This window comes from Streptomyces lateritius (assembly GCF_014649715.1).
GTDB classification, from domain to species: Bacteria; Actinomycetota; Actinomycetes; order Streptomycetales; family Streptomycetaceae; genus Streptomyces; species Streptomyces lateritius.
The window spans coordinates 1-24,465 of record NZ_BMTO01000027.1 but is presented as its reverse complement, the minus strand read 5'-3'; the positions used below and the strand labels follow the sequence as shown (position 1 = coordinate 24,465).

Here is a 24,465-nt window from a genome sequence, read left to right as displayed (position 1 = left end):
GCTAGGCGGTGTCCCCGAAGCGCTGCCTCAGCTCCACCTTGCGCACCTTGCCGCTGACCGTCATGGGGAACTCGGTGAGGATCTCCACCCTCCTCGGGATCTTGTAGTGCGCGAGCCGGTCGCGGCAGAAGTCCGCGATGTCCTCGAGGGTGGGCGGGTCGGCGGGGTCGCGCGGGATCACACAGGCCAGGATCTCCTCGCCGTAGCGCTCGTCGGGGACGCCGACGACCTGGACGTCGGCGATCTTCTCGTACCCGTAGAGGAACTCCTCGATCTCCCGCGGGTAGACGTTCTCGCCGCCACGGATGATCATGTCCTTGATGCGGCCGACGATCTGGAGGTAACCGTCCTCGCGCATCACGGCCAGGTCGCCGGTGTGCATCCAGCGGCCCGCGTCGACGGCCTCGGCGGTCTTCTCCGGCTCGTTCCAGTAGCCCAGCATGACGCTGTAGCCGCGGGTGCACAGCTCGCCGGCGGTCCCCCGGGGCGTGGTGAGGCCGGTGGCCGGATCGACGACCTTCACCTCGACGTGCGGGAGGACGCGGCCGACCGTGCCCGTGCGGTGTTCGAGGTCGTCGTCGCGCCGGGTCTGGGTGGACACCGGCGAGGTCTCCGTCATGCCGTAACAGATCGACACCTCCGCCATGTTCATCTCGGCGACCACCCGCTTCATCACCTCCACCGGGCAGGGTGAGCCGGCCATGATCCCGGTCCGCAGAGTGGAGAGGTCGTACGAGGCGAAGTCGGGGAGGTTCAGCTCGGCGATGAACATCGTCGGTACGCCGTACAGCGAGGTGCACCGCTCCTCCTGCACCGCGCGCAAGGTCGCGGCGGGGTCGAAGGACGGGGCCGGGATGACCATGCAGGCGCCGTGCGAGGTGGCCGCGAGATTTCCCATGACCATGCCGAAGCAGTGGTAGAAGGGGACGGGGATGCAGATGCGGTCCTGCTCGGTGTAGCCGATCGCCTCGCCCACGAAATAGCCGTTGTTGAGGATGTTGTGGTGGGAGAGGGTCGCCCCCTTGGGAAAGCCGGTCGTCCCCGAGGTGTACTGGATGTTGACCGGCTCGTCGCAGGACTGTCCGGCCGGCCGGAGGTCGCCGGCCGTACGGGTGAGCAGCGCGTCCCAGCTCGCGTCGCCGAAGTAGACGGTCTCCCGCAACTCAGGGCAGGCGGGGCTGACTTGTTCGACCATCGCGCGGTAGTCGCTCGTCTTGTGCGCCAGCGAGGCGAAGAGCAGCGAGATGCCCGCCTGCCGGAGCACGTACTCCACCTCGTGGGCGCGGTAGGCCGGGTTGATGTTCACCATGATGGCGCCGATGCGGGCGGTCGCGTACTGGACGAGCACCCACTCGGCACAGTTGACCGCCCAGATCCCGACCCGGTCCCCCTTGGCGACTCCGCTGCCGAGCAGGGCGGACGCCAGCTTCTCGACGTCCGCGCCGAATTCGGCGTACGTCCAGCGGCGTCCGGTCGGCACGTCGACGAGCGCCTCGCGCCCGGGCCAGGACGCGACGGCGCGGTCGAGGTTGGTTCCGATGGTGTCTCCGAGCAGCTCCACCGGGCTCGCGCCGTGCGCGTACGACAGTGCCGTGTCCGAGCGGGCCGTGTCCGAGAGGGTCATGCGAGGTCCCCCTCCGCGTACTCCGTGCCCCCGCCCTTCGCCGTACGCTCGCGCAGCTCGATCCGGCGGATCTTTCCCGAGACCGTCTTCGGCAGCTCGGCGAACTCGATGCGCCGCACGCGCTTGTACGGAGCGAGCACCGCGCGTGAGTGGGCGAAGAGCACCTTCGCCGTGTCCGCGCTCGGCTCCCAGCCCTCCGCGAGGACGACGTACGCCTTCGGGACCGCGAGCCGCACCGGGTCGGGGGCCGGGACGACCGCCGCCTCGGCCACCGCCTCGTGTTCCAGGAGCGCGCTCTCCAGCTCGAACGGCGAGATCTTGTAGTCGGAGGCCTTGAAGACGTCGTCGGCGCGCCCGATGTACGTGATGTAGCCGTCGGCGTCGCGGGAGCCGATGTCGCCGGTGCGGTAGTAGCCGCCGGCCATCGCCTCGGCCGTACGCTCCGGGTCCCCGTGGTAGCCGGTCATCAGACCCACCGGATCGGTGGAGAGGTCGAGGCAGATCTCGCCCTCCTCGACGTCCGCGCGGCCGCTCACCGGGTCGACCAGCGTGACCCGGAAGCCGGGGCTGGGCCGGCCCATGGAGCCCTCCTTGAGAGGCTGGCCGGGGCTGTTGGAGACCTGGACCGCGGTCTCGGTCTGACCGAAACCGTCCCGGATGGTGACACCCCACGCCCGGCGCACGGACTCGATCACCTCCGGGTTGAGGGGTTCGCCGGCGGCGACGACCTCGCGCGGGGGCTTCGTCAGCTGCGTGAGGTCGGCCTGGATCAGCATGCGCCAGACGGTCGGCGGCGCGCAGAAGCTGGTGACGCCGCCCCGCTCCATCTCGGCCATCAGTCTGGCCGGGTCGAAGCGCGTGTAGTTGTGGATGAAGACGGTCGCCTCGGCGTTCCACGGGGCGAAGAGGTTGGACCAGGCGTGCTTGGCCCAGCCCGGCGAGGAGATGTTCAGGTGCACGTCACCGGGCTTGAGGCCGATCCAGTACATGGTGGCGAGGTGGCCGACGGGGTACGAGGTGTGGGTGTGCTCGACCAGTTTGGGGCGGGCGGTCGTGCCGGAGGTGAAGTAGAGCATCAGCGGGTCGTCGGCGCGGGTGACGCCCTCGGGCACGAAGGTCTCGGACTCGTCGTACGCCCGCTCGTAGCGGAGCCAGTCCGCCCGCCCGGTGGTGCGGTCGCTGCCGCCGACTCCCACTCCGGCTCCATGACCGTCACCGTCACCCTCACCGTCACCGTCACCGTCACCGTCACCGTCACCGACGACGATCCGGGTGTACTCCCCCGGTACGTCGTCGAACTTGGCGGTGTCCTCGGCGCGCACGATCACATGCCGGGCCCGGCCGCGCTCGACGCGGTCCCGCAGATCGGCCGGGCCGAGGAGCGGGGTGGCCGGGATGACGACGGCGCGCAGCTTCATGGCGGCGAGCGCGGTCTCCCAGAGCTCCGCCTGGTTGCCGAGCATGACGACGATCCGGTCCCCGGCCCGTACGCCCTGGGCGCGCAGCCAGTTGGCGGCTCGGTTCGAGCGGGCGGACACCTCGGCGAAGCTCAGCCGCGTCTCACCGCCGTCCTCCTCGACCAGGTGGAGGGCGGTCCTGTCGTTGCCGGCCGCGATGACGTCGAACCAGTCGAGGGCCCAGTTGAACCGGTCCGGGCGCGGCCAGGCGAAGCCCTCGTAGGCCGTCTCGTAGTCCTCGCGGTGCCGCAGCAGGAAGTCTCGGGCGGCCCGGAACCTCTCCGTGGCGTTGCTTGCCGTCATGTGTCCTCCTCGTTGCGGGACCGGTCACGGACATCGTGTAATCAGTGACCCAGGTCTCACTACCCCCGTTCGGGGGTGAAGGAGTGGTCCCGTGCCCGAGCGGATGGAAGTGGTGGAGATGCGTGCGGCGCTGCTGCGGCTGCGCCGGGCCACCGGGCTCCAGGTGGTCTTCGGCGGACTGCTGCAGGACGGCCGCCGGCTGCGGATCGCGGAGCTGAACGGGGCGGTGACCCCCGCCCTGCGCGGCCTGGCGATCTCGGCCGGCAGCGGCCTGGGCGGGAAGTGCCTGGCCCTGTCGCGGCCCTGCGCGGTCACCGACTATCCGTCGGCGCGCCACATCACCCACGAGTACGACGGGCCGGTGTCGGCGGAGGGCCTGCGTTCGGTGATCGCCGTACCGGTCGTCGTACGGCGGACGGTGCGGGGCGTGCTGTACGGAGCGCTGCGGGACGCCCTGCCGCTCGGCGAGCGCGTCTTCGACGCGGCGGTGGCGGCGGCGCGGGACGTGGAGCAGGCGCTGGCGGTACGGGACGAGGTGCGCCGGCACCTGCCGGAGCCGGCGGCGGGGCCGTCCTGGGAGGAGGTCCGGCAGGCGCACGGCGAGCTGCGGGAGCTGGCGCCCCGGATCGAGGACCCGGAACTGCGCGGGCGGCTGCTCGCGGTGTGCGGCCGCCTGGAGACGGCGCCGACCGTGGCCCCGGGCGGACCGGGCGTGACGTTGACGCCGCGGGAGCTGGACGTGCTGGCGGCGGTGGCGCCGGGGGCGACGAACGCGGCGGCGGCGGAGCGGCTCGGGCTGCGCCCGGAGACGGTGAAGGGCTATCTCCGCTCGGCGATGCGGAAGCTGGGCGCGCACACGCGGATGGAGGCGGTGGTGGCGGCCCGCAGGGCGGGTGTGCTGCCGTAGGGCGGGGAGCTCGCCTATCCCTCCACACGGCCGAGGACGACGTCGTACGGAATCCCCTGCGGGGCCATGACCTTCAGCATCCGCTCGGCCTCCTGCGTCAGCTCGGCTCGCTGGGCCCTGCCCGTACGGCCGAAGGGCTGGATGGTCATCGTCGTGCGCTGCTCGGTCTCCTCCAGGCGCCACAGACCGGCGAGGAGGCCGTCGAGCAGGAAGACGCAGTAGGCCTGGTTCCCCTTCCAGGTGCGGCTCCTGGCGTCGGCGGGTACGACGCGGCCGCGGTCGGCGTGGGAGAGGAGCAGGTTGTCGAATTCCGGCAGGAAGCGAGGCGGTGCCGGCGTGTCCTCGTCGGGGCGGGGCGCGTCGGGCAGGTCGAAGAGTTCGGTGCCGTGTTCGTCCTGGAAGGTGAGGAGCCTGGGCCGCAGGCGCTCGAAGGCGTCGCGGAGGCGGGTGAGACCGCACCAGGTCTGCATGTCCTTGACGGAGGCGGGTCCGAAGGCGGCGAGGTAGCGCAGGACGGTGTCGTCCGGTGCGGGGACGGTTCCGGCGGGTCGGCCGAACCAGGTCTCGGCGGTGGTCAGACGGACCTGTCCGCTCCGGCGCCACAGGCCGCGGGGGGTGACCTGGACCAGCGGCAACAGGCAGCGGGCGGCGACGGAGAGAGCCTGCGGGTCGGCGTCTGGCCACTCGAGGAGGAGGGCCTCGCGGATCTCCTTCGGCGTACGGGGCCGCTCCTCGACCAGTTCGCGGGCGAGGACGGCGAGTCGGTCGAGCGCCACGCCGGCGAGGCCTTTGCGGAAGATGCCGAGTTCGCGGTCGCGGGCCGCCTGGACCAGGGGGCGCAGGGTGAAGACGTCGTCGGCGGTGTGGGTGTGGATGGTGGAGCGCATCGTGACGATCCGGCCGATCGCGGGCCTCCATGAGCGCGGAGAGCTCTTCGGGCCGGAATCCGTCGAGCCGAGCGGCGAGGGCGTAGTACGGCGGCTTGGTGTTCTGCGCCTGGAGCCCGAGGAGATGCGAGACGGCGTCCTCGGCGGACATCGCGGCGGGGGCGAGGAGCAGCTGGCGGGCGAGCGTGGCGCGGCCCAGCGCGCGGGTGGAGAGGACCGGGTTCGTCGTCTTGGAGGCCATGCGTGGCACGCTACTCGGGCTTGCGGACAGATACGGTCCGCAACTGCGGGGGCGGCTCGGGCGCCACGACGCCGGCGCGATTCACCCCGTATATCCTGCCCGGAGACCCTGGCTCGATCATGTACGCGGAGGTGAACCCACGATGTCGGAGCGCCGCCCCCGCGCCGCCTGGCGCCGCCAGCCGGAGCCCCCGGCTGCCACACCGCCGGTGCGGCCGGCCGCGAAGGCCCTGGCCGCTCCGGCGGACAGGCCGAGCGTGGTGCAGGCCTCGCTGTACCGGGACGGCCGCCGGGTCGCCTCTCCCGATTCGCTCGCGGAGACCTTCCGCCAGCTGCGTCAGTACCCGGACGGCATGGCGTGGATCGGCCTGCACCGCCCGACGGAGTCCGAACTGCACTCCCTGGCGGGCGAGTTCGACCTCCACGAGCTGGCGGTCGAGGACGCGCTCGAGGCGCATCAGCGCCCGAAGCTGGAACGTTACGGCGACACCCTCTTCGTCGTGCTGCGGGCGGCCCGCTACCTCGACGCCCAGGAGGAGGTCGACTTCGGCGAGCTGCACGTCTTCGTGGGCCGGGATTTCGTGATCACCGTCCGCCACGGAGCGGCCCCGGACCTCTCGGCGGTCCGCCACCGCATGGAGGAGAACCCGGACCTCCTCGCACTCGGCCCGGAGGCGGTGCTCTACGCGATCCTCGACGCGGTCGTGGACGGCTACGCGCCGGTCGTCGAGGGCGTACAGAACGACATCGACGAGATCGAGACCGAGGTCTTCGGCGGCGACCCATCCGTCTCCCGCCGCATCTACGAACTCTCGCGCGAAATGGTCGAATTCCAGCGCGCCACCCGCCCCCTGGTCGCCATGCTCCACGGCTTGATGGCCGGCTTCGCGAAGTACGGCACGGACGAGGAACTCCAACGCTACCTCCGCGACGTCGCCGACCACGTCACCCACACCAGCGAACGCGTCGACGGCTTCCGCCAGGCCCTGACGGAGATCCTGACGGTGAACGCGACCCTGGTGACCCAACAACAGAACGCGGAAATGCGCGCGTTGGCGGAGGCCGGCTTCGAACAGAACGAGGAGATCAAGAAGATCTCCTCGTGGGCCGCCATCCTCTTCGCACCCACACTGGTGGGAACGATCTACGGCATGAACTTCGACCACATGCCGGAGCTGCACTGGGTGTACGGGTATCCGTTCGCGATCCTGCTGATGGCAGTGGTGTGCTCGAGTCTGTACGTGATCTTCAAGCGGCGAGACTGGCTGTAACCAGCAGCCTGAGATGTCGCTCCACTTCGCGTTGCGAACGCCTCTGGAGGGCTGTTTCGAGGCCCTGCGGAGGGCGCATACGGCCGCGACGGGGAAGTTCGGCGTGGAGGCGACCGGGCCGGAAGCTTGGGGGCAGGGTCGCGTCCTCGGCCGCCGAGCCGGCCGCTGGGGGCTCCGCCTCCTCTCCGTACCGGAGGACAAGCGCGGTGGTCGCCTGTGGTGCACGGAGGGCAGGCCCTCTCCGGTCAGGATGAAACCGACCACTTCGCCGCAGATCGGCTCGACCTCCTCTCGCGGGCCGGGACCGCGGATGGCGGGGGCACCGGCGACGGTGACCGTGCCGCCCTCGGGGCGATGAGCTCGAACGGACTCCCAGTCGGCCAGGCCCGTGGCCTTCTCGCCGAGGCGCCGCCCGCCACTGGATGTGGCGAGGGTGAGGGGGCGTCGGCGAGCAGGGCCCGGCCGGAGGAGTGGAGGTTGTCGACGTGCTCGTCGCGCGAGAGGAGCACCACTGAGTGCCGTTAAGTAGCAGGCGATGCAGACCAAGCGCTTGCTCACTGCTACTCTTCCAGGTCTCATCCGGACATTCACATGTCGCATACATGACACGCACAGGCGCCCGGTTCCGGGGCCCCGAGGTCGCTGCGAGGAGACATCGCCCGTGGGCACAGTTGTCGATGACGCCGCCTCCGTGGAGTTCCATGCCTTCTTCGAGCGGCACTACGCCGAACTGGCCCGGCTCGCACACCTGTTGACCGGCCAGGCGGATGCCGCCGACGACCTGGCCGCGGATGCGCTGCTCGCGCTGTGGCATCGCTGGGACCGGGTGCGGGCGAGTGAGCATCCGGTGGCGTACGCGCGGGGCGTGGTCGCCAATCTGGCCCGGACGCGGATACGCAGCGCGGTGCGCGAGCGGCGGCGTATCGCGCTGTTCTGGGCGCAGCGGGAGGAGAAGACCGAGAATCCGGACGTGGCCGGGGTGGTCGACGTTCAAGGGGCGCTGCGCAGGCTGCCGTTCCGGAAGCGGGCTTGTGTCGTGCTGCGCCATGCGTTCGACCTGTCGGAGAAGGACACCGCGCTGGCCCTGGGCGTGTCGGTCGGTACGGTGAAGAGCCAGACATCGAAGGGGATGGCCGAGCTGCGGCGGCTGCTCGGTACGCAGGACGCTCCGCGTAAGGTGGACGCGGCGATGGCGCGTACCGGGGCTGCCGGAGGAAGGGACCGATGACCATGCGGCGGGACGTGCACGACGAGCTGCGCGCCCGGTTGCACGAGGCGGCCGGGGCGCACCGGCCGGACCGCGCGCGGATCCTGGCACGGCTCGAACGCGGCATGGCGCAGGAGGAGCTGCCCCGCTCCCGTGCGGCCCGCCCTCCCCGGTTCGGCTGGGTGCGCGCGGTGGGCGTCACCGCGGCGGTCGCGGGCATCCTCGCCGCCGGCGGCTACGGCGTGGCCTCCGTGGTGAACGACGAGCCTCCGCAGCAGACGCTCGCGGTCCCGCCGACGCCTGCCCCCGCCTCCACCTCCACGCCCACCCCGTCGACGGGCGCGACGCGCCGGGCTCCCTCGCCGGTGGACCCGACGCCCGTGGACCCGACGCCGAAAACCTCCCGCGAGCCGAGCGAGCCGAGCGCCTCCCCGTCGCGTACGCCCGATACCGGCGCGCCCGCCGCCGGTGAGCAGGACGGGCCGCTGTGGTCGGACGGCTCCGTGGACCCGCACAGCAACGACTTCTGGGCACAGAGCAACGTCACCCTCAAGACACGCGAGGAACTGACCGCGCTGACCGTCGAGTTGCGGATCGCCCAGACCGGCGGGGTCACCTCCACCGGTGCGTGGCGGTCGCTGCCCGAGGCCGACTTCACGCTGACGATCACCGAGAAGGACGGCTACCTCGTCCACACCTGGGTGCTCAAGCAGGGTCGTACGGTCCCGGCCGGCCAGTGGATGTTCGCCGGGCAGTACAACCACGCCCGCGGCGGCCGGGACGCCTGGGAGGACCGTTACGCGGCCACAGCCCGGACCCGGAGCGAACAGCTCGCCGTGTCGGGCGACTTCGCCCGGCACGACGACTGATTCCGGGAACGCGGCAACCTGTTCCGCACCGGTGACGACCGGAAGGCGCAAGATCTTTTCCACGCAAGGAATGGGCGTGACTGCACGAGATGAACAGCGCGTCCGCCACCGTCGCCGGGTCACGCGCCGGGCGGTGATCAGCGGAGCCGCCGCCCTCGGGCTGACCGGTGCGACGATCGTCACCACGACCATGCTGTCCCCCGCCGGGGCCGCCGCGTGCTGGCCCTCGGACACCGGCAGCAAGCCGGTGCCGAAGACCATCCCGGTCTCCGGCGAGTACGACGGCGGGATGAAGAAGTTCTACGGCACCGGGGCCTGGGCGGCAGTGGCCAGAACGAGGGCCGGTCCCCTTTCTTCGAGCTGGCCGACGGCGCCGTCCTGAAGCTCTGACCTTCGACCAGCTCACGGAAGCTTGAGCGGCGATGTTCGAGTAGTGGGCGAAAACGTCCAGCGCCGCCACCATCCTGCTCGATGAAGCCGAAGCCCTTTTCCGCATTAAACCACTTCACGTACCAGCAGCCATGCAATCTCCTGTGGGGCAGCACATCGGAACCCGCAGTGCGCGGACGCCGTGTCGCCGCGATGATTACCCTGCCCCAAAAATAACCGGAAATACAAAAGCGCCCCCACCCGACGCCACACGCAGTCCCTCGTCCCCGAACCCGAGGGAAATCCGGACATCGAGCGAAGCCACGTCCGGGCGGCAGGCAAGCGGGCGGGCAGGATCTCGGGCACGGTACCGACGGTGGCCACGATCTACGGTGCCCCCGCCGAGGGAGCGGCAGGACCAGCCCCTCCCGCAGCAAGGTGGCGTCCCCGGCGATCACCGCACGCACGGCAGCTCCACATCGATCACGGTCGGGCTCTCGACGGAGTGGACCTGGCGGCGGTTCCCGGGAAACGGCAGTGATCCTTGGTCTGCCAGACTTCCCCGCCCGGTTCCTTAATGCCTTGAAGCCTGCAAGGGGGCGACCCAGCGCATTTGCGGAACCTTTGCCTGGAGGCAGCCGTTGGTCAGGTGAACGCGCGAGCGGAATCGCGACCGACTCAGAGGAATACCAAGGTGACGTCAATGGCAATGTGGGACCGGCTCAAGGACCAGGCCCAGACTCTGCAGCAGGCCCAGCGCGGGCGCGGTGCAACCCACGGACCGAGCGGCGGCGCGAGGTCCGGCGGTGGCCCACGCGCCCAGCTGGTAAGCGCATTGAAGACGCAGCTCGGCTCCCTCAAGACCGAGCTGAAGAGCGGTGCGTACCGAGACGCGAGCATGGCGATGTGCGCACTGGTCGCAGCTGCGGACGGGCATGTGGATCCCGCCGAGCGGCAACACGTCGAGTCGATGATCCTCAGCAATGAGGTGCTGCAGAATTTCCCGCCGGAGCAGTTGCGCCAGCGCTTCAACAAGCATGTGGACCAGCTGACTCACAACTTCCAGCAGGGCAAGGCCGAGGCGATGCAGGACATCGCCAAGACCGCCAAGAAGCCGACTGAGGCGAGGGCGGTGATCCAGACCGGCATCGTCATCGCCGGGGCCGACGGCGATGTCTCCCAGTCCGAGCAAATGATCATCCGGGAGGCCTGCACAGTGCTGGGAGTGTCTCCCGCCGAGTTCCAGCTCTGAACCGGCTCCTGTGCGCCCTGGCGACGCGCCTGCATCTGCACGCCGAGGGCGTCGACGTCTCCGAAGTCGCCCTGACGCAGGCCCGCCAGGCAGCGAGCGAACTCGGAGTCGGCGAACGCCTGGTCCTCCACCAACAGGAAGCTGCGGACTTCGGCTCTCTACAGCGTTCGACCTGGTGATCAGGTCGGCGCCACGCATGCCTTCGGCGGTCTGCTCCCCACCCTCGCGGCGGCCCCCGATCCTGGCTCCCGGAGCCGCGTTCTGATCGGTGAGCCGTTCTGGGACCGCACACGGCTGATCCGGGGCAGACCTACAGCTCGATGGGGCTGGAGTTGAGCCAGCTGTACGGGTTTGTCCAGGGGCCGGCCTTCGCGGCGGGCCAGTCGAGTTCCCAGCCGGGCCGGTAGCCGCAGGCTCCCCAGCCGTCCGGGTGTCCGTGGGGCATCTCGAGTCCGGCCTCCGCCGCGGCACGTGCCGCGTCGTAGACCTCATGTGCGGCCTTCATGGCGGCGCTGTCGCTGTCGGCCCGGCCGGTGAACACGTGCACGCCGCGCAGGCCCGGCGTCCGGGTACTCCGTATCGGGACGTCTACCTCGAAGTAGCGCTCGGTCATGACGTCCATCTCCTCTCTTGCTCGCGGTGGTGAGGGACCACCGCGACCGCCCCGGCCCCGGCCGAAGTGGCAAGGGCCGTGAACCCAAGGGGATCCCGGCCGTGTTCGGGCCTCCCCTCACCGTTGCGGGCTTCGGCTAGAGGGTGAGGGTCCAGGTGTCTAGGGTGCCGGTGTCCTGAGGGGTGGTGTCCTGGACCCTGAGATGCCAGGTGCCGTTGCGGGTCTCAGCGGAGAGGTTCGCGGTGTACGTCTGGTCGAGGTCGTCGGCGCCGTCGCCGGCGGACGCGTTCTTCAGCCGGTAGGTCGTGCCGTCAGGCGCCACCAGGTCCAGCGTCAGGTCGCCGCGGTAGGTGTGGTCGATGTGGACCTCGGCCGTGCTGGTGGCGGAGGCGGTACCGGTACAGCCGGTGATGCCGATGCTACTGGTGACGGCGTTCCCGGCGTCGGGGATCGCGACGTCGGCCGCGTTGGTGCCGTGGCAGCTGGTCGGGACGGGTGTGGTGCTGCCCCCGTAGGGGTTGCCCGCTTTGTCCGCCGCATAGGTGAGCATGGGCCTCACCTGGTTCCAGAAGGTGTTCTGGCAGGAGTAGGGAGGGTGGAAGCCGCCGCAGTTGCCGCTGCTGGGCCCGACCTCCCATGTGAAGCTGGGGACTCCGAGCTGGTCGTAGGCCCAGTCGTCATGGCTGCCGCTGGCGTCGTAGAGGATCTCGCCGGGTTGGCCGTACTGCCATCCGCCGGCCAGCCTGGCCATCTCCTTGCCCATGGTGCGCAGTGCGGCGTCGTTGCCGTTTGCCACGTCGCTGTTGAAGCCCCAGGGGAACAGGACCATGTCGGAGTAGCTGTGCAGGGTGACGAACATGCCCTTGGTGTCGGCCGCGGCGGCCGCTGTGTCGCCTGTGGCGCGGGTGTCGGGGAACAGCTGGCGGTACAGGGATTGGAGTGCCTTGTTCTCGGTCTCGGAGTCAGCCGACGGGCCCTTGTAGAGCTGGTCGCAGGGGTGGGAGCTGGTGCTCGCGCCGCCCCAGTGGCTGCTGTTGTTGCGGTTGAGGTCGATGCCGCTGCCGGAGGTGGGACCCTCTGTGCAGGTGGTCGCGGAGTGGGTGTGGTTGGCGTTCTTGCGGTGCCACTGCTGGCCCGTGGGGCCTCCCGTGAAGCCCTGCTGGACCATGTCGACGCCGTCGGGGTTGCCGATCGGAACCACCCATATCTCGCGGGTGTCCAAGATCTTCGTCGCCGTGGCGTCGGTGCCGTAGCCGTCGGTGAGGTAGTCGATCCAGCGATACGCCATCTCGCCGGTGCTCAGTTCGCGGGCGTGCACCTGCGCCTGGACGAGGAATCGCGGCTTGGTGGAGTTGGGCGTCAATTGGCAGCTGCCGCTCTGCTTCTTGGTGAGGCAGATGGCCTTGAGGTCGTAGCCGCCGGATCGGCCGGTGGACTTGCGCCAGGAGTCGCCGAAGTCGACGACGGTGGCGAGCGGCGCGTGGTCGGCCGCGACCTGGTCGAGGTGGGCGTACTGCGCGTTGACGGTGCGGTAACCACCGTAGTACGTCTCCTCGGCGACCGCTTCGGTGAGCGCGGGGGCCTGGCCGCTGCGCTTGGGCGGCTCCCAGGCGGCCGGGGCCAGCCTCTGCTCCACCTTGGGACGCAGGCCGGCGACCTTGAGTCGCGTGGCGGTGGCTGCGTCGCCGAGGACGAACAGGTCGTCGCCGTCGCGGTCCTCGATCAAGTCGAAACCGGCGAGCCTGTTCTGCGGCAGGTGGGCGCCGTCGGGGATGCGGTACACGTAGGCACGGTCGTCGTCGGCCGCGCTCGGAGCGGCCGGTGCGGCCATGCCGTAGCCGGTGCCGGCCGCGACTGCCGCGGCGGTGGCGGCCGCCGCGAGCCAGTGGGTGAATTTCGCTTGCACGGGAACCTCGTTCGGCGTGGGGGGAAGGTGGTGATCGGGCCCATGGCCTGTCCGGCCGGGGGTGGAGAACGGGGATACCGGCCGGACAGGCCGTCGCAGGGGTCAGGACATCACTGGCCGATGAAGCCGGTGTAGAGAAGGTCGTTGGGCGATCCGGCTCCGATGCCGGTCAGCTTGCCCTTGGTGGCGTTGTTCTTGAGGGCGGACTGCACCTGGGCGGGTGTGGCCGTCCGGTTGGCCGAGAGGTAGAGCGCGGCGGCGCCCGCCACGTGCGGGGCGGCCATCGACGTGCCGGACATCGTCGCGGAGGCGGTGTTGCTCGTGATGCCGGCCGAGACGATGGCGTCGCCGGGCGCGAAGAGGTCGATGCAGGGGCCGATGTTGGAGCGGATCCACCTGCTGTCGGTGCGGGTGCTCGCACCAACGGTGATGGCCTCGGGCACCTTGGCGGGCGTGACGTAGCAGGCGTCGGAGCCGTAGTCGTTGCCGGCCGCGGCGACGTTGACGATGCCGGACGCGACGGAGTTCTTGACGGCCGTCGCGACGGACAGACTGGGGTACTCCAAGCTCATGTTGGCCACGGCGGGCTTCACGGCATTGCGCGCGACCCAGTCGATGCCGGCGGTGATGCTCGTCGAAGTCAGGTCGCCGACGCAGTTGGCGACCTTGACCCCCACCAGCTTGACGTCCTTGGCCACTCCGTAGGACGTGCCGCCGAGGGTCCCCGCCACGTGGGTGCCATGCCCATGACAGTCGGTGTTGTTGCTGTCGATGGTGTTCGTGCCCCAGGACGCGCGTCCACCGAAGTCGTTGTGTGAGGTGCGGATACCCGAGTCGATGACGTACGCGGTGACGCCTGCGCCGGTGTGCGGTGCGGTGTAGGAGCTGTTGAGCGGCAGGGTCCGCTGGTCGACACGGTCCAGCCCCCAGGAGGAGACCGCCTGCAGAGATGCCATGGCGTCCTGCTCGACATAGGCGACCGCCGGGTCGGCGGCGAGCCGCTTGGCCTGCTTCTCGGTCATCCTCACCGAGAAGCCCCTGAGCGCGGAGCTGTAGGTGTGCCCGGCCTTGCCGCCGTAGCGCTTGGTGAGGGCGGCCTTGCGCTGCTCGACTCCCTGCGCCGTCGTGTCGTCCTTGAGGACGACGATGTAGCTGTCCTTGATGGTGTTGGGCGCGCCGGCTCCCAGGATGCTTCCCTCGACGGCGTCCGCCGTCCCCGGCACTGCCGCCAACACTGTTGCGGCCAGACCGGTGGCGAGCGCCGTCCCGAGTATCTTCCGGACAGGCAGTGCGGTTCTCTGGTGCATCGATGCTCCTTGTCCAGGCATGCCGTCCCCGTGGCCGTGGGTGGCCACCCGTGGGGGTGACGGCAGGGGAAGCTCCGCCGCGCAACGCTGAGGGGTGAAGAGCCGCTGGGGCGTTGGGACAAGCATTGGGGCGCCTTCAACCGCCTGTAAATCACTGTGCGTTTCCGGTTCCGGACAATGTCCTGTTCAGCAGGGACGGGCGGGACGAAACGCCATAGACATCGCACATTCCGCGAACCGATGGATTCTGTGCGCCGCCATGGGGCCTTGACGTTCACCGGAGCGCCACCTGCAGCCCACGCCGACGACCCCCGAGGTATACGTGTTCCTGCTGGGGCCCGTCGGTCTCGGCCGGCTCGAGAGCGACGCCTACCAACTCCTGCTGGATATGGAGCGGGTCACGGCGGAGGAGCTCGCGAAGGGCATCGGCTGCCTCCCAGCCGACCGCCTGCGTGCACGGCCCGCGCGCGGGCGGACGCCGGTCGTCGAAGTACTGGAGGGCCAGGACGCCGTACTGGCCGCGGTGTCCCGGCTCCAGCCCGAGGCACGCGTGGAGATCGTCGCGGCCGACGCCCCGCCGTACATCGGCGGCCAGAGCAACCCGAGCCAACTGCTGACCGCCACCGACGACGCGGAGACCGAGCCGCCTCCATGCCTTCGTGACCGCTGTCCGCGACGTAGCCGAGCCTCACCGCTCATGCCTGGCTTGTCATTCGGCGCAGGGCTCCGCGAGTCGGAGTACGTGCCTTCACACACCGGGCCAACCGGTCGGGCGGGCGCTGGTGCGCCATCCCCCGGCTGCGGCTTGTGGTGCATGGGATGCCCGAGTACGGCGACTTTCTGGACTCGGCGGAGCGTCACTCGGAGGTCCGGCTGGACACGACACCGGCGTTCACGGACTTCAATGCCTTCGTGCCCTTCCCGGAGGGGAAGCTGACGCGGCTGGCGGACGTGAGAGACCGGTTCGTGCTGGGTGCGGGTTTCCCGAAACCGTGCGCACCAGCTGCAGGCGCTGGAGGCTGGGCCGCGGGGACGATCGGCTGCGGGCCGTCTGCCGCGACAACGGGGCCTGGCTGCTGCTGGAACCGTGGAGCGCGCGGACGGGGCAAGGGCCTGCCGATGCCCTCCTCGGCATCGGCAGGCCCCTGGTTCTGAACTGGAGGCGTGGACCTGTCAGAAGGTCAGGCTCCAGGAGTCGATGTAGCCGGTGTCACCGCTGTAGACGTCCGTGACCCGCAGCTTCCAGGTGCCGCTGGCGGCCGCGCTGGAGGCGTTGACCGTGTAGGTGGTGATGACGTTGGCCGCACTGTCGCTGGAGCTGGTGGCCTTCAGCAGAGTGGCGACGCCGTTCGGGGCGACGAGCTCGATACGCAGGTCACCGCGGTAGGGGTGCTTGATGTCGACCGCGGCCTTGAGGGCCGTCGGGGCGTTGCCGCTGATGCCCGTCACCGCGAGGGAGGACGTGACCGGGGTGTTGGTGTCCGGGATGGTCACGTTGGCGGCGTTGGTGAACACGCTGCCGGTGGGCGGCTGTGGGTCGGTGCCGCCGGGCGCGCCGAGCGTACGGGCCGCGTCGGCGAGGCCCGCGCCGCAGCCGCCTGAGCAGGTGCCGGGCAGCGTACGGGCGTTGGTCTTGATCGCGGACTCGATCTGGGCGGGCGTCATCGACGGGCTCGCCTGGTTCATCAGCGCGGCGAGACCCGCGATGTGCGGGGCGGCCATGCTGGTGCCCTGGTACGCCGCGTACGTCTCGCTACCGAGACTGCGGATGCCGGTGTTCAGCGTGGACCAGATGCCGTTCGCGGAGCTGAGGGCGGTCTCGCCGCCGGGAGCGGTGACGTCGATGATGCTGCCGTAGTTGGAGTAGGCGGCGCGGTTGCCCTCGCGGTCGGAGGCAGCGACGGTGATGACGTTGTTGCAGTTGGCCGGTTGGAAACCGGACGCGTTTTTGTTGCTGTTGCCGGCCGCCACGACGACGGTCGTGCCGCGGCTCACCGCGCCGTTGATGGCGCTCTGGGTGCCGGGGTTGCAGGCGCCGCCACCGCCGAGGCTCATATTGATGACGTCGGCCGGGTTCGGGTTGGCGGGCACACCCTGCACCGACCCGCCGGACGCCCAGGTGATGGCGTTGATGATGTCGGCGTCCGTGCCGCCGCACCACCCGAGTACGCGGACGGGCTGGATGGTCGCCTTGTGCGCGATGCCGGCGATGCCCTTGCCGTTGCCGGCGGTGGCGGCGATGGTGCCGGCGACGTGGGTGCCGTGCCAGGAGTTGTTCCTGTCACTGTCGGGGACCGGCCGGCCGAACTCGTCGACGCCGCAGTCGCCCATGTTCATCCAGTCGCCGGTGTCGGCGGGGTTGCTGTCGGGGCCGTCGCCGTCGCGGGACATCCGTGTGTCGGAGATGAAGTCGTACCCGGCGATCACGTTGGCGGCGAGATCGGAGTGGGCGACGTAGCCGGTGTCGATGACGGCGACCTTGACGCCTTCGCCGGTCGCCTTGTCCCAGGCACCGGGGACGTTCATACCGGCGGCGGCCTCGAAGAGGTCCCACTGGCGCTTGTAGTAGGTGTCGTTGGGCTGGACGGCCGTGGCGTACACACGGCGATCCGGGACGACGTACGCGACGTCCGGGTCGGCGCGGAAGGCGGCCATGACGTCTTCCGCGTCCTTCTTGCCGAGCTCCGCGCCGAGGTCGACCAGCGCGGCTCCGGTGCCGAGGCGGCGCTCGAAGGCCAGGGTCTCGCCGGCCTTCTTGCCCTTGGCCTCGGCGTCCTTGGCGGCGGCGTCGTTGGACTTGGCCTCCGTGGCCTTGGACTTGTAGCCGACGATGAGGCGCTCGACGGGCCCGTCGGTCGCCGGCGCCGCGGCATCCGTCTGCGGTGCGCCTGATGCGGGAAGGGGCGCACCGGCTCCCGGGATGCTTCCCTCGACGGCGTCCGCCGTCCCTGGCACGACCACCAGCATTGTGGCGGCCAGACCGGCGGCGAGCGCCGTCCCGAATATCTTCCGTGCGGGCAGTGCAGATCTCTGGTACATCCATGCTCCTTGTCCAGGCATGCCGTCCCCGTGGCCGGGGGTGGCCACCGTGGGGTTTGACGGCAGTGGAAGCTCCGCCGCACGGCGCTGGAGGCTGAACAGCCGCGGCGGGATTGGGACAAGGATTGGGGCGCCTGCAGCCGCCTGTAAATCACTGTGCACTTCCGGTTCCGGACAATGTCCTGTTCAGCAGGGATGGCCGGGATGAAACGGGCCAGAAGCTACATGTTCCGCGAACCGGTTGATTCCTGTGCCCCGTCACAGAACCTTGACGCTCACCGGAGCGCCATCTACAGTCCCCACGCCGACGTCCCCACCGTCGGCATGGGAGGTACACGTGTTCCTGCTGGAGCCCGTCGGTCTCGGCCGACTCGAGAACGACGCCTACCTCGCCCTGCTCGACCTGAAGCGGGCCACAGCCGAAGAGCTCGCGGGCAACGTCGGCTGCTCCCCCGCAGAACTGCGCCCGGCGGTCCGCCGTCTCCTCGACCACGGGCTCGTCCAGCAGATCGGCTTCACCCCGGCGCTCTACGCCCTCATCGCACCCGACGAGGCCCTCCCCCCACTGATCAGCCGTCGGCGCGGCGATCTCGCACAGATGCAGATGCGCATCGAGGAGCTGGCCGACCGGCTGCGTGCGCGGCCCGCGCGCGGGCGGACCCCGGTCGTCGAGCTGGTGGAGGGTGAGGACGCCGTACTGGCCGCGGTGTCCCGGCTCCAGCTCGAGGCACGCGAAGAGATCGTCGCGGTCGACGCCCCGCCGTACATCGGCGGCCAGAGCAACCCGAACGACCTCGAACTGAGCCGGCTCGCGGACGGCGTCGCCTACCGGTTCGTCTACGCCCGCGAGGCGTTGGCGTCCCCCGAGCACATAGCGGCCATGCGCCGCTGCACCGAGGCAGGCGAACAGGCCAGGATCCTGCCCGATGTCACCCTGAAGATGGTCGTCGTCGACCGGACCACCGCGCTGCTGCCCGTCTCCTACACCGACCAGGACCCGGGCGTTCGGCTGCTGGTGCACGAGTCGGCACTCGTCGACGTCCTCGTCTGCTGTTTCGAGAGCCTATGGGCACGCGCCACGCCCTTCGACAAGGCCGACGCGCAGTGCGGCCCGTCCGCCAAGGACCGCGAGCTGCTGTCGCTGATGGCGTCGGGCATGAAGGACCGCACCATCGCCCGATCCCTCGGCGTGACCGAGCGGACAGTGGGCCGCAGACTCACCGAGCTGATGGCCGAACTGGGCGTGGAGACACGCTTCCAGGCCGGCGTCCAGGCGGCACGCAGAGGATGGCTCTGACCCGTTCTGCGGGCGGACACGGGGCACCGCGGCGTGGATGCGGCGCAGCGCGGGGGACCCGCTGCGGGCGCTGCCCGGCGTGGTCGGTGAGCAGGGCGGCGGCTTCGTGCAGGTCTCACTGGCCAGTGACGGGTGGCCCTCCGCGTACTGTGCGCAGCGCGGGTGGGTGTACGCAAGCCTCGTCTCTGACCACCAGCATCTGTACGCCGCGAGGCCCTTGGCTGGGGAGAATCTGAGGAGAGCGAAGCAGCTCCGGGGAGCGGCTGGGGAGAATCAATGCAGATGGCAGCGGTGTGCTCAAGCCTGTACTTCATCTTCAACTTCATCTTCAAGAGGCGCGACTCGCTGTAGCGGCGGCGGACTCCTCGTCCCCCCAGGACCAGGGTGCGGCGGGATGGCCGTCCGGGTTCAGGCCGTAGGGCGGCCGGCGGTCGAGGGACAGGCGGCCGGTGTCCCGGGCCTGCTGGGCGAAGTCGGCCGCCTGGGGTGATCCGACCTTGTGGAGCGCGGTCAGAAGCGCTTCGTGGCAGGCCTCGGTGGCTAGTGCGCGATCCGTCCGGGCGAGGGGGTCGCGGCGCAGGAGCTCGTCGACGGCGTCGGTGGCGCCGGCCTCGAGGAAGGCTTCGATCAGCTCGGCGACGCCGTTCATATGAGTGAGGGCAGCGCCGGCGGCGGCGCGGCGGATCAGGGTCTCACGCGGTCCGGGCAGGTCGTGGGCGGTCATGGCGGTCAGCAGGTTGCCGATGCCGTAGATGTCGGAGAGGGGGATTCCGGCGGCGGCGCGGTCGGCGAACCTGCGGGCGTCTTCGAGCCGTTCCGCTTCGTGCAAGCTGTTCAAGAGGTCGGCGAGCGCCCATGGTTCCGCGGGGGCCGCCGTGTCGAGCCGGTCCAGCAGCCCCCGGTCGAGCAGGATCCCCACGGCCTCGGATGCATCGGCCTCGGTGAAGAACCAGAGCAGGCGGTCCATGGTGTCCACGCCAGGACTCTCGACGTGCCGGGCGATGTGCCGGGCAAGCCGAAGGGCGGCGTCCTCCGCGCCGACCAGGGACAACAGACGGACCAGGAAGGCCATGTCCTCGTACGGTCGGTGGGCCGACGCCCGCTCCAGCAGAGGGGCGATGCCCCGCTCGCCACCGGTCTCCCACAGCACCCCGACGGCCTCGGCGACGAAGTCCGCGTCGGTGATGTCCACGTGGGACACCACGGCCGATGTCAGCTCGTCGAACTCGGCCGAGGTACCGAGGCGGAGCAGCGTCTCGAGGAGGGAGCGCAGCTCCGTGGGATCCTCGTAGTCCACCTCGGCCATCGGCCTGCGCGCCAGCAACCGCCGCACGTTCTCCCCCCTGCCGGTGGAGTGGAACAGATCGAGGAGCTTGGCCACCGTGTCCGGCGCCTCCATGCCGATCCCCGCTGCCAGACGGTCGGCCAGCACCGCGCACTCCTCCTCCGCGCCCAGTCGCCCGAACTCGGTCAGAAGCTCGCAGAGGACGGACCCGATGTCGTAGAAGTCCGGGTCACCGATCACATCGACGTGCCGGGCCGGCGAGCGGCCGAGCAGAGTCCGTACGCCGTCGGCGTCCCCGGCTTCCCGGAGCACCTGGAGCAGGCACAGCACGACGTCGGCCTGTGTGAGCCCGATGCGGGCCGCCGGGTCCAGGGCGAGCAGGGCGTCCACAGCCTGCTCGGCCCCGACCTGCCGCAGTCGCTCCATGAGCAGGGGGAGGTCGTCGGGGGCCATGTGCGGCGCCTGGGCCACGAGGCGGGTGGTGAGCGTGGCCATGGCCTCGGACGCACCTGCCCTGTGCAGCTGGTGCATCAGCCGGCCGACCCGCCAGACGTCGGTGAGGTCGGCGCGGTCGGCCGCGCGGTGTGCGAGCGGTCGTACGAGCCGCTGCGCGGGCCCTTGGACCAAATCCGTCAGAGCCGGGCCGATGGCGTCGGGATCGACCCGGTCCAGATGGGCCTCCAAGGAGTCGACGAGTGCCGCGGCGATCTCTGCCGACACGCCTCCCTTCCCCAGCCGGACGACCAGCGCGCCGACGGCTCCCACGTCCGACGGGTCGGCCGCCGCGAGGAGGCGCCGGGCCAGTGCGTCGACGGACGCCTGGAATCCGGAAGCGAGCAGCGCGGGAAAGAGCCGGGCCACGGCCGGGACGTCGGACACGTCCACGTGCGCCGCGGCCCAGGCGGCGGCCCGGGCGGCGTCGGGGTGGCGCGCCGTGCGCTGGACGATACGGACGCACGCGTCGGAGGTGCCCGCGATTGCGGCGCGCCGGTCGAGGCGCAGGGCGTACCGGAACAGGCCCCGCTTCCAGGCGGCGGCTTGGAGCCGGTGCAGGTCTTCGAGGTCCTTCGTGTGCCGGACGAGCGCTTCCCACAGGGCTGCCGAGCCCTCCCGGCCCCGGCGTGGTCGCGCGGTGTGCTGGAGGAGGTAGTCGGCGGGTTCGTAGCCGGGCGGTGCCCCGGCGGACTCGCGCAGCGCGCGCAGCGGTGTGAGGGTGCGCCGGATGTCGGCGCGGGAACCGTCGGAACGCACGCCACCTGTCAGCGCGTCCAGCTCGGGCCCGGCCCAGTCGGCGCGGGACGCCCGCTCGTGCGGGGCGAGGTCGCCGTCGGCGGCCGCCGCGAGGAGCTGCTCCGGGAACGGCGCCTGGTGGCCGAGGCGGCGGGCGGCGAGTGCGACGGTGACAAGGGCGTGCTCACGCGACGTGAAGTGGCCGCCGGGGCCGCTCAGGTATGCGTCGAGCAGCTCGGGCCCGCCGCTCAGGTGCTGGACGACCTGGCCGTCCGCAGCGCCCGCCCCGCCCGCCGCGGTGAGCCGGGCGTCCCCACTGTCGTGGGCGAGCTTCCGCCACCGGGCGCGCTCGTCGGCGGTCAGTTCGCGCGGCACCCGGAAGCGTCGGGCGTGAGCGCCGGTGAGCAGGGACCGGGTGTGCCGGGACGGGTCCCTGGGCAGCCCCTGGACGGTGAAGTCCCTCCAGTACGGGTCCTCCCACAGCGTCGCGACGGCGACGATGCCGGGCTGCCGCTGAAGGACCTCGGTCAGCTCGACGGCGGCCTCGTCCCCTTCACGGTCGTGCAGGATCCGCTGGAACTCGTTCAGCCACAGCACACACCCGTCCCGCACCTCGTCCTCGGCGAGCAGGGTGAGCAGGGAGCGGGCGGACGGCGGTCGCAGCAGCCTGTGGTCCGGCGCCACCTCCCGTACCGCCTCGTACATCGCACGGGTCTTGCCGGTCGACGAGTCTCCGGTCAGCACGGCGAGGACGGAAGACCCTCCGGCCGCCGCGGACGTGAGGTACTCCCGCAGAGCGCGGTCGTGGTCACGGGTCAGGTACGGCGTGGGGGAGCCCACGGGGGACCGCGTGGGAGACGGCGTACGGGAGAGTCGCGCGGCGGGCTCCGGGCGCCCGGGCGGCGACGCTTCGCTCACCTCCAGCTCGCCGGCGGTGTGTTCCCGTACGATCCGGTGCCCCACGGGCGGCGGAACGGCGCCGCCCTCCCGCCGCCGGCGTTCCTCCTCGTCACGGGCCTGCTCCAGCAGGTCGCGCAGCTCGCGTCCGGGCGGGGGCACTCCGGCCCACGCGGCGTAGAGGGCGGCGAGCGCGACGGCCTGGTCGTCGCTGCGCGCCTGCGGGATCACCAGGCGAGAGGGTTCCTTGGGCGCCCAGTCGCTGATGCGCTGCCCGGAGAACCCGGCGAGCTGCCTCGCGCCGCCCCCGCCGGACGTCTTGAGCTCCCGCACCACCGTGCGCTGTGAGGCGGACAGCCCCTGGGCCCTCCGAACCTCCTCCGCCTTCTCGCGCAGTCCGCGCATGAGCGCCCACAGCCGTTGCCGCGCCGGCCCCATCCCCCCGCCCTTCCCCGTTTCCCCTCCCCCGGCCGGTCCTCTCCCGTGCCCGCTTCTCCCGGCGCGGGCGTTCCGGGCACCGCTCCCGAGGAGCTTGACCAGCAGGATAGTTCGCCGTCCGCCCGGTCCGCCCGGTTGCGCCGGACGGCACCGCCGCCCGGCGCGAGAGTGACGCCACCGACCGCACACCGGGTGCGGTCCAGGGGCGAACCGCCCTTGTACGGAGAGGGTGCGCATGCGTCGCGACGAAGACCGGTCCGAGGACAACGACCCGGACCCGAGGGACCCGAGGGACAGTGAGAAACCGGACGCCGACGACCGGCACCCTGCCCTGGGTGAGGAGGCATGGCGCCGCTTCGTTCTCGGCGTGGCCGACGCCGCGGGCCCTCTCCTGATCATCCTGGCCGAGTGGTGGGCCCGCACGTGACGAGCCGCCGGGGTTGTCCCGACCGCGTCGAGGTCTACCGCGCCGACCGGCCCACCGTGCTCTCGTGCTGTCGGCGCACCATCTCGTTGATCCAGACGGGCGCGAACGGAGACGTGCAGCCCGGGGAGGTCGGGGGGGCCTTGAGCACCTCCAGGCGTTCGCCGATGCCGATCGCACGGGTGCGGTGTTCGGCGTGCTCGATCCCGATCTGAGCGAGGCAGTGATTCATCGCCCACTGCAGCCGGTCCGGGCGTCCTTCATCTCGGTTTCGATGGCGTCGAGCGGTGCTGCGAGGTCGAGGCCCTCCAGCTTCTTCGCCACGTAGTTGACGAGCCGGTCGTGCACCTTGGGTGTACGCCCCTCGCGCATCATGAAATCCAGCTCGTCACGTGCGAGATTCACACGACGACCGCGAGTTCGGCAGCGGCTGGGGTTCCGACCCGCGGCTCGCCGTCAACGGCTGGTCAGGTTCTTCAGGGCGATGTCGAGCTGGCGGACGTTGACGCGGGGTTCGCCGCTGAAGCCGAGGATCCGGTCGTCGGTGTGGTCGGCGACCAGCTTGTCGGCCTGGGTGACGGTGAGGCGGTTCTGCTCCGCGATGCGATCGGCAAACCTGGCCACGGCTTTCGTCGACGCATCCCCTGCGCCCGGACGGCGTTCCGGCCGCCGGACACGTGGATCCTCCGCCCGCCCCTCCGCCGGGGGTGAATCAATATCTGTGACCGCGAAGTGAGAAATCAGAGCAAGGCGCGGTGAGGGTATCTGGCGTTAAGACGGCGCGGGAATTCTCCACCGCACATGACCCATCTCGCCGTGCTACTGTCGATCTCAGTTGCAGTTGTGGTTCCCAAAACTCCAAGCGCCCAGCGGTATTTCATACCGCCGGCAGCGCTTCTGTATTTCCGGTCTTTTTCCGGGCGGGGCGATCATCGCGGCGACGCGGAGTCCGCACGGTGTGGGCTCCGGGCACTGCCCCTGAGGAGATAGACATGACGACTGGCACCGTGAAGTGGTTCAACGCGGAAAAGGGCTTCGGCTTCATCGAGCAGGACGGTGGCGGCCCCGACGTCTTCGCCCACTACTCGAACATCGCCGCCCAGGGCTTCCGTGAGCTGCAGGAAGGCCAGAAGGTGAACTTCGACATCGCGCAGGGCCAGAAGGGCCCGACGGCGGAGAACATCGTTCCCGCCTGACGCTGACGCGTAGTTACGAGCTGGGGCCCGCACCTTGGGGTGCGGGCCCCAGCTCGTTGCATTGCGGGGCGGGCGCGCCGTCGCCCGGCTCCGTACCCCGCGCATGGGGCGTGCCTCCTGCCTTCAGGAGCCCCCATCCGCCTCCGGGATCGCTCCGCACATACCGGCGACTCCCTTTCCTTTCACTCTCGAGGTTGGCTCGTTCTGCGATTCTCCGTGCTTGTCAGCTGCTGCGGGAATTCCCTGATACGTGCCGCATCAAGGAAGGTTCCGCATGAACCGCACACGCACGAACGACCGCTTCTCCCGCAGCTCCAGGGGTTCCTACGGTCGCAGGCCTGCCGCCGTGCAGGGTGAGTTCGCGCTCCCCAGGACGATCACCCCCGCGTTGCCCGCCGTCGAGGCGTTCGCCGATCTCGACATGCCCGCGCCGCTGCTCGCCGCGCT

17 protein-coding genes and 8 pseudogenes are annotated in these 24,465 nt (G+C 70.5%); 12 read left to right on the top strand and 13 right to left on the bottom strand.

Annotated elements, in window-relative coordinates; translation table 11 throughout:
* Position 1: 1 nt before the first annotated feature.
* Both IE136_RS34240 and IE136_RS34235 read right to left on the bottom strand, forming a co-directional pair.
* A complete protein-coding gene (locus IE136_RS34240) occupies positions 2-1,624 on the bottom strand; it encodes an AMP-binding protein (RefSeq protein WP_158991826.1) in 1,623 nt (540 codons plus the stop codon).
* Positions 1,621-3,384, bottom strand: coding sequence for an AMP-binding protein (locus tag IE136_RS34235; RefSeq protein WP_189602446.1), 1,764 nt, complete (start codon positions 3,382-3,384; stop codon positions 1,621-1,623). The genes IE136_RS34240 and IE136_RS34235 overlap by 4 nt, the downstream gene beginning before the upstream one ends.
* A 103-nt stretch (positions 3,385-3,487) precedes the next feature.
* Between IE136_RS34235 and IE136_RS34230 the strand changes: the two genes are divergently transcribed.
* Entirely contained in the window at positions 3,488-4,291 is an 804-nt protein-coding gene (locus IE136_RS34230) for a helix-turn-helix transcriptional regulator (protein WP_373309207.1), read from the top strand.
* Positions 4,292-4,305: 14 nt separating this feature from the next.
* Here the strand turns inward: IE136_RS34230 and IE136_RS34225 are convergent.
* A pseudogene (locus tag IE136_RS34225) lies at positions 4,306-5,419 on the bottom strand (winged helix DNA-binding domain-containing protein).
* A gap of 142 nt (positions 5,420-5,561) precedes the next feature.
* Here IE136_RS34225 and IE136_RS34220 point away from each other — a divergent pair.
* Entirely contained in the window at positions 5,562-6,689 is a 1,128-nt protein-coding gene (locus tag IE136_RS34220) for a magnesium and cobalt transport protein CorA (RefSeq protein WP_189602444.1), read from the top strand.
* A gap of 219 nt (positions 6,690-6,908) precedes the next feature.
* Here the strand turns inward: IE136_RS34220 and IE136_RS36295 are convergent.
* Positions 6,909-7,210: pseudogene (locus IE136_RS36295) on the bottom strand (MBL fold metallo-hydrolase); the annotation flags it as partial.
* A 140-nt stretch (positions 7,211-7,350) separates the two neighbouring features.
* On the opposite strand from IE136_RS36295, the gene IE136_RS34215 reads away from it, so the two are divergent.
* From IE136_RS34215 to IE136_RS36290, 3 genes and pseudogenes are all read left to right on the top strand, one after another.
* Positions 7,351-7,917 (top strand): SigE family RNA polymerase sigma factor, encoded by a 567-nt coding sequence (locus tag IE136_RS34215; protein WP_158991818.1) that lies wholly within the window; start codon positions 7,351-7,353, stop codon positions 7,915-7,917.
* The gene (locus IE136_RS34210; protein WP_189602443.1) at positions 7,914-8,765 is read left to right on the top strand and encodes a hypothetical protein; all 852 of its coding nucleotides are present in this window, start codon (positions 7,914-7,916) and stop codon (positions 8,763-8,765) included. The genes IE136_RS34215 and IE136_RS34210 overlap by 4 nt, the downstream gene beginning before the upstream one ends.
* 76 nt (positions 8,766-8,841) lie before the next feature.
* Positions 8,842-9,149, top strand: a pseudogene (locus tag IE136_RS36290) (pectate lyase); the annotation flags it as partial.
* 59 nt (positions 9,150-9,208) lie between these two features.
* On the opposite strand, the pseudogene IE136_RS36645 reads toward IE136_RS36290, so the two are convergent.
* Positions 9,209-9,274: pseudogene (locus tag IE136_RS36645) on the bottom strand (cold-shock protein); the annotation flags it as partial.
* 563 nt (positions 9,275-9,837) lie between these two features.
* Here IE136_RS36645 and IE136_RS34200 point away from each other — a divergent pair.
* Positions 9,838-10,386 (top strand): tellurite resistance TerB family protein, encoded by a 549-nt coding sequence (locus tag IE136_RS34200; protein ID WP_158991812.1) that lies wholly within the window; start codon positions 9,838-9,840, stop codon positions 10,384-10,386.
* 5 nt (positions 10,387-10,391) lie between these two features.
* A pseudogene (locus IE136_RS36930) lies at positions 10,392-10,674 on the top strand (SAM-dependent methyltransferase); the annotation flags it as partial.
* 22 nt (positions 10,675-10,696) lie between these two features.
* On the opposite strand, the gene IE136_RS34195 reads toward IE136_RS36930, so the two are convergent.
* From IE136_RS34195 to IE136_RS34175, 4 genes are all read right to left on the bottom strand, one after another.
* The gene (locus tag IE136_RS34195; protein ID WP_158991810.1) at positions 10,697-10,999 is read right to left on the bottom strand and encodes a hypothetical protein; all 303 of its coding nucleotides are present in this window, start codon (positions 10,997-10,999) and stop codon (positions 10,697-10,699) included.
* A gap of 136 nt (positions 11,000-11,135) precedes the next feature.
* Complete coding sequence (locus tag IE136_RS34185) at positions 11,136-12,905, bottom strand: M14 family zinc carboxypeptidase (protein ID WP_229819468.1); 1,770 nt, start codon at positions 12,903-12,905, stop codon at positions 11,136-11,138.
* Between the two features lie 110 nt (positions 12,906-13,015).
* On the bottom strand, positions 13,016-14,212 hold the full coding sequence (locus tag IE136_RS34180) for a S8 family peptidase (RefSeq protein WP_229819466.1): 1,197 nt from the start codon (positions 14,210-14,212) through the stop codon (positions 13,016-13,018).
* A 274-nt stretch (positions 14,213-14,486) separates the two neighbouring features.
* Positions 14,487-14,822 (bottom strand): hypothetical protein, encoded by a 336-nt coding sequence (locus IE136_RS34175; protein ID WP_158991807.1) that lies wholly within the window; start codon positions 14,820-14,822, stop codon positions 14,487-14,489.
* Between the two features lie 139 nt (positions 14,823-14,961).
* On the opposite strand from IE136_RS34175, the pseudogene IE136_RS36925 reads away from it, so the two are divergent.
* Positions 14,962-15,288, top strand: a pseudogene (locus IE136_RS36925) (amidohydrolase family protein); the annotation flags it as partial.
* Between the two features lie 97 nt (positions 15,289-15,385).
* Here the strand turns inward: IE136_RS36925 and IE136_RS34170 are convergent.
* Entirely contained in the window at positions 15,386-17,251 is a 1,866-nt protein-coding gene (locus tag IE136_RS34170) for a S8 family peptidase (RefSeq protein ID WP_229819465.1), read from the bottom strand.
* A 337-nt stretch (positions 17,252-17,588) separates the two neighbouring features.
* Between IE136_RS34170 and IE136_RS34165 the strand changes: the two genes are divergently transcribed.
* Positions 17,589-18,548 (top strand): helix-turn-helix transcriptional regulator, encoded by a 960-nt coding sequence (locus IE136_RS34165; RefSeq protein ID WP_158991806.1) that lies wholly within the window; start codon positions 17,589-17,591, stop codon positions 18,546-18,548.
* Positions 18,549-18,876: 328 nt separating this feature from the next.
* Here IE136_RS34165 and IE136_RS34160 read toward each other — a convergent pair whose 3' ends face one another.
* Positions 18,877-22,398 carry a hypothetical protein gene (locus tag IE136_RS34160; protein WP_189602440.1) on the bottom strand — a complete coding sequence of 1,174 codons (3,522 nt, stop codon included), beginning with the start codon at positions 22,396-22,398 and terminating at the stop codon, positions 18,877-18,879.
* A gap of 235 nt (positions 22,399-22,633) precedes the next feature.
* Here IE136_RS34160 and IE136_RS34155 point away from each other — a divergent pair, with 235 nt between their 5' ends.
* The gene (locus tag IE136_RS34155) at positions 22,634-22,825 is read left to right on the top strand and encodes a hypothetical protein (RefSeq protein ID WP_158991802.1); all 192 of its coding nucleotides are present in this window, start codon (positions 22,634-22,636) and stop codon (positions 22,823-22,825) included.
* A gap of 34 nt (positions 22,826-22,859) precedes the next feature.
* Here IE136_RS34155 and IE136_RS34150 read toward each other — a convergent pair.
* Together IE136_RS34150 and IE136_RS36280 are read right to left on the bottom strand one after the other, a co-directional pair.
* Positions 22,860-23,215 (bottom strand): annotated as a pseudogene (locus tag IE136_RS34150) (DNA alkylation repair protein); the annotation flags it as partial.
* Positions 23,216-23,278: 63 nt separating this feature from the next.
* Positions 23,279-23,446, bottom strand: a complete 168-nt coding sequence (locus IE136_RS36280; protein ID WP_268247981.1) for a potassium-transporting ATPase subunit C — start codon at positions 23,444-23,446, stop codon at positions 23,279-23,281.
* A gap of 368 nt (positions 23,447-23,814) precedes the next feature.
* Here IE136_RS36280 and IE136_RS34140 point away from each other — a divergent pair, with 368 nt between their 5' ends.
* The gene (locus IE136_RS34140; protein ID WP_158991800.1) at positions 23,815-24,018 is read left to right on the top strand and encodes a cold-shock protein; all 204 of its coding nucleotides are present in this window, start codon (positions 23,815-23,817) and stop codon (positions 24,016-24,018) included.
* Positions 24,019-24,292: 274 nt separating this feature from the next.
* Positions 24,293-24,465 (top strand): annotated as a pseudogene (locus IE136_RS34135) (DEAD/DEAH box helicase); the annotation flags it as partial.

Excerpts from the sequence above, each read along its gene's own strand:
- IE136_RS34210 (WP_189602443.1), top strand. The coding sequence starts at position 7,914 with ATGACCATGCGGCGGGACGTGCACGACGAGCTGCGCGCCCGGTTGCAC.
- IE136_RS34155 (WP_158991802.1), top strand. The coding sequence starts at position 22,634 with ATGCGTCGCGACGAAGACCGGTCCGAGGACAACGACCCGGACCCGAGG.
- IE136_RS34180 (WP_229819466.1), bottom strand. The coding sequence starts at position 14,212 with ATGCACCAGAGAACCGCACTGCCTGTCCGGAAGATACTCGGGACGGCG.
- IE136_RS34140 (WP_158991800.1), top strand. The coding sequence starts at position 23,815 with ATGACGACTGGCACCGTGAAGTGGTTCAACGCGGAAAAGGGCTTCGGC.
- IE136_RS34240 (WP_158991826.1), bottom strand. The coding sequence starts at position 1,624 with ATGACCCTCTCGGACACGGCCCGCTCGGACACGGCACTGTCGTACGCG.
- IE136_RS34220 (WP_189602444.1), top strand. The coding sequence starts at position 5,562 with ATGTCGGAGCGCCGCCCCCGCGCCGCCTGGCGCCGCCAGCCGGAGCCC.
- IE136_RS34200 (WP_158991812.1), top strand. The coding sequence starts at position 9,838 with ATGGCAATGTGGGACCGGCTCAAGGACCAGGCCCAGACTCTGCAGCAG.
- IE136_RS34170 (WP_229819465.1), bottom strand. The coding sequence starts at position 17,251 with ATGTACCAGAGATCTGCACTGCCCGCACGGAAGATATTCGGGACGGCG.
- IE136_RS34230 (WP_373309207.1), top strand. The coding sequence starts at position 3,488 with ATGGAAGTGGTGGAGATGCGTGCGGCGCTGCTGCGGCTGCGCCGGGCC.
- IE136_RS34195 (WP_158991810.1), bottom strand. The coding sequence starts at position 10,999 with ATGACCGAGCGCTACTTCGAGGTAGACGTCCCGATACGGAGTACCCGG.
- IE136_RS34160 (WP_189602440.1), bottom strand. The coding sequence starts at position 22,398 with ATGGGGCCGGCGCGGCAACGGCTGTGGGCGCTCATGCGCGGACTGCGC.
- IE136_RS34235 (WP_189602446.1), bottom strand. The coding sequence starts at position 3,384 with ATGACGGCAAGCAACGCCACGGAGAGGTTCCGGGCCGCCCGAGACTTC.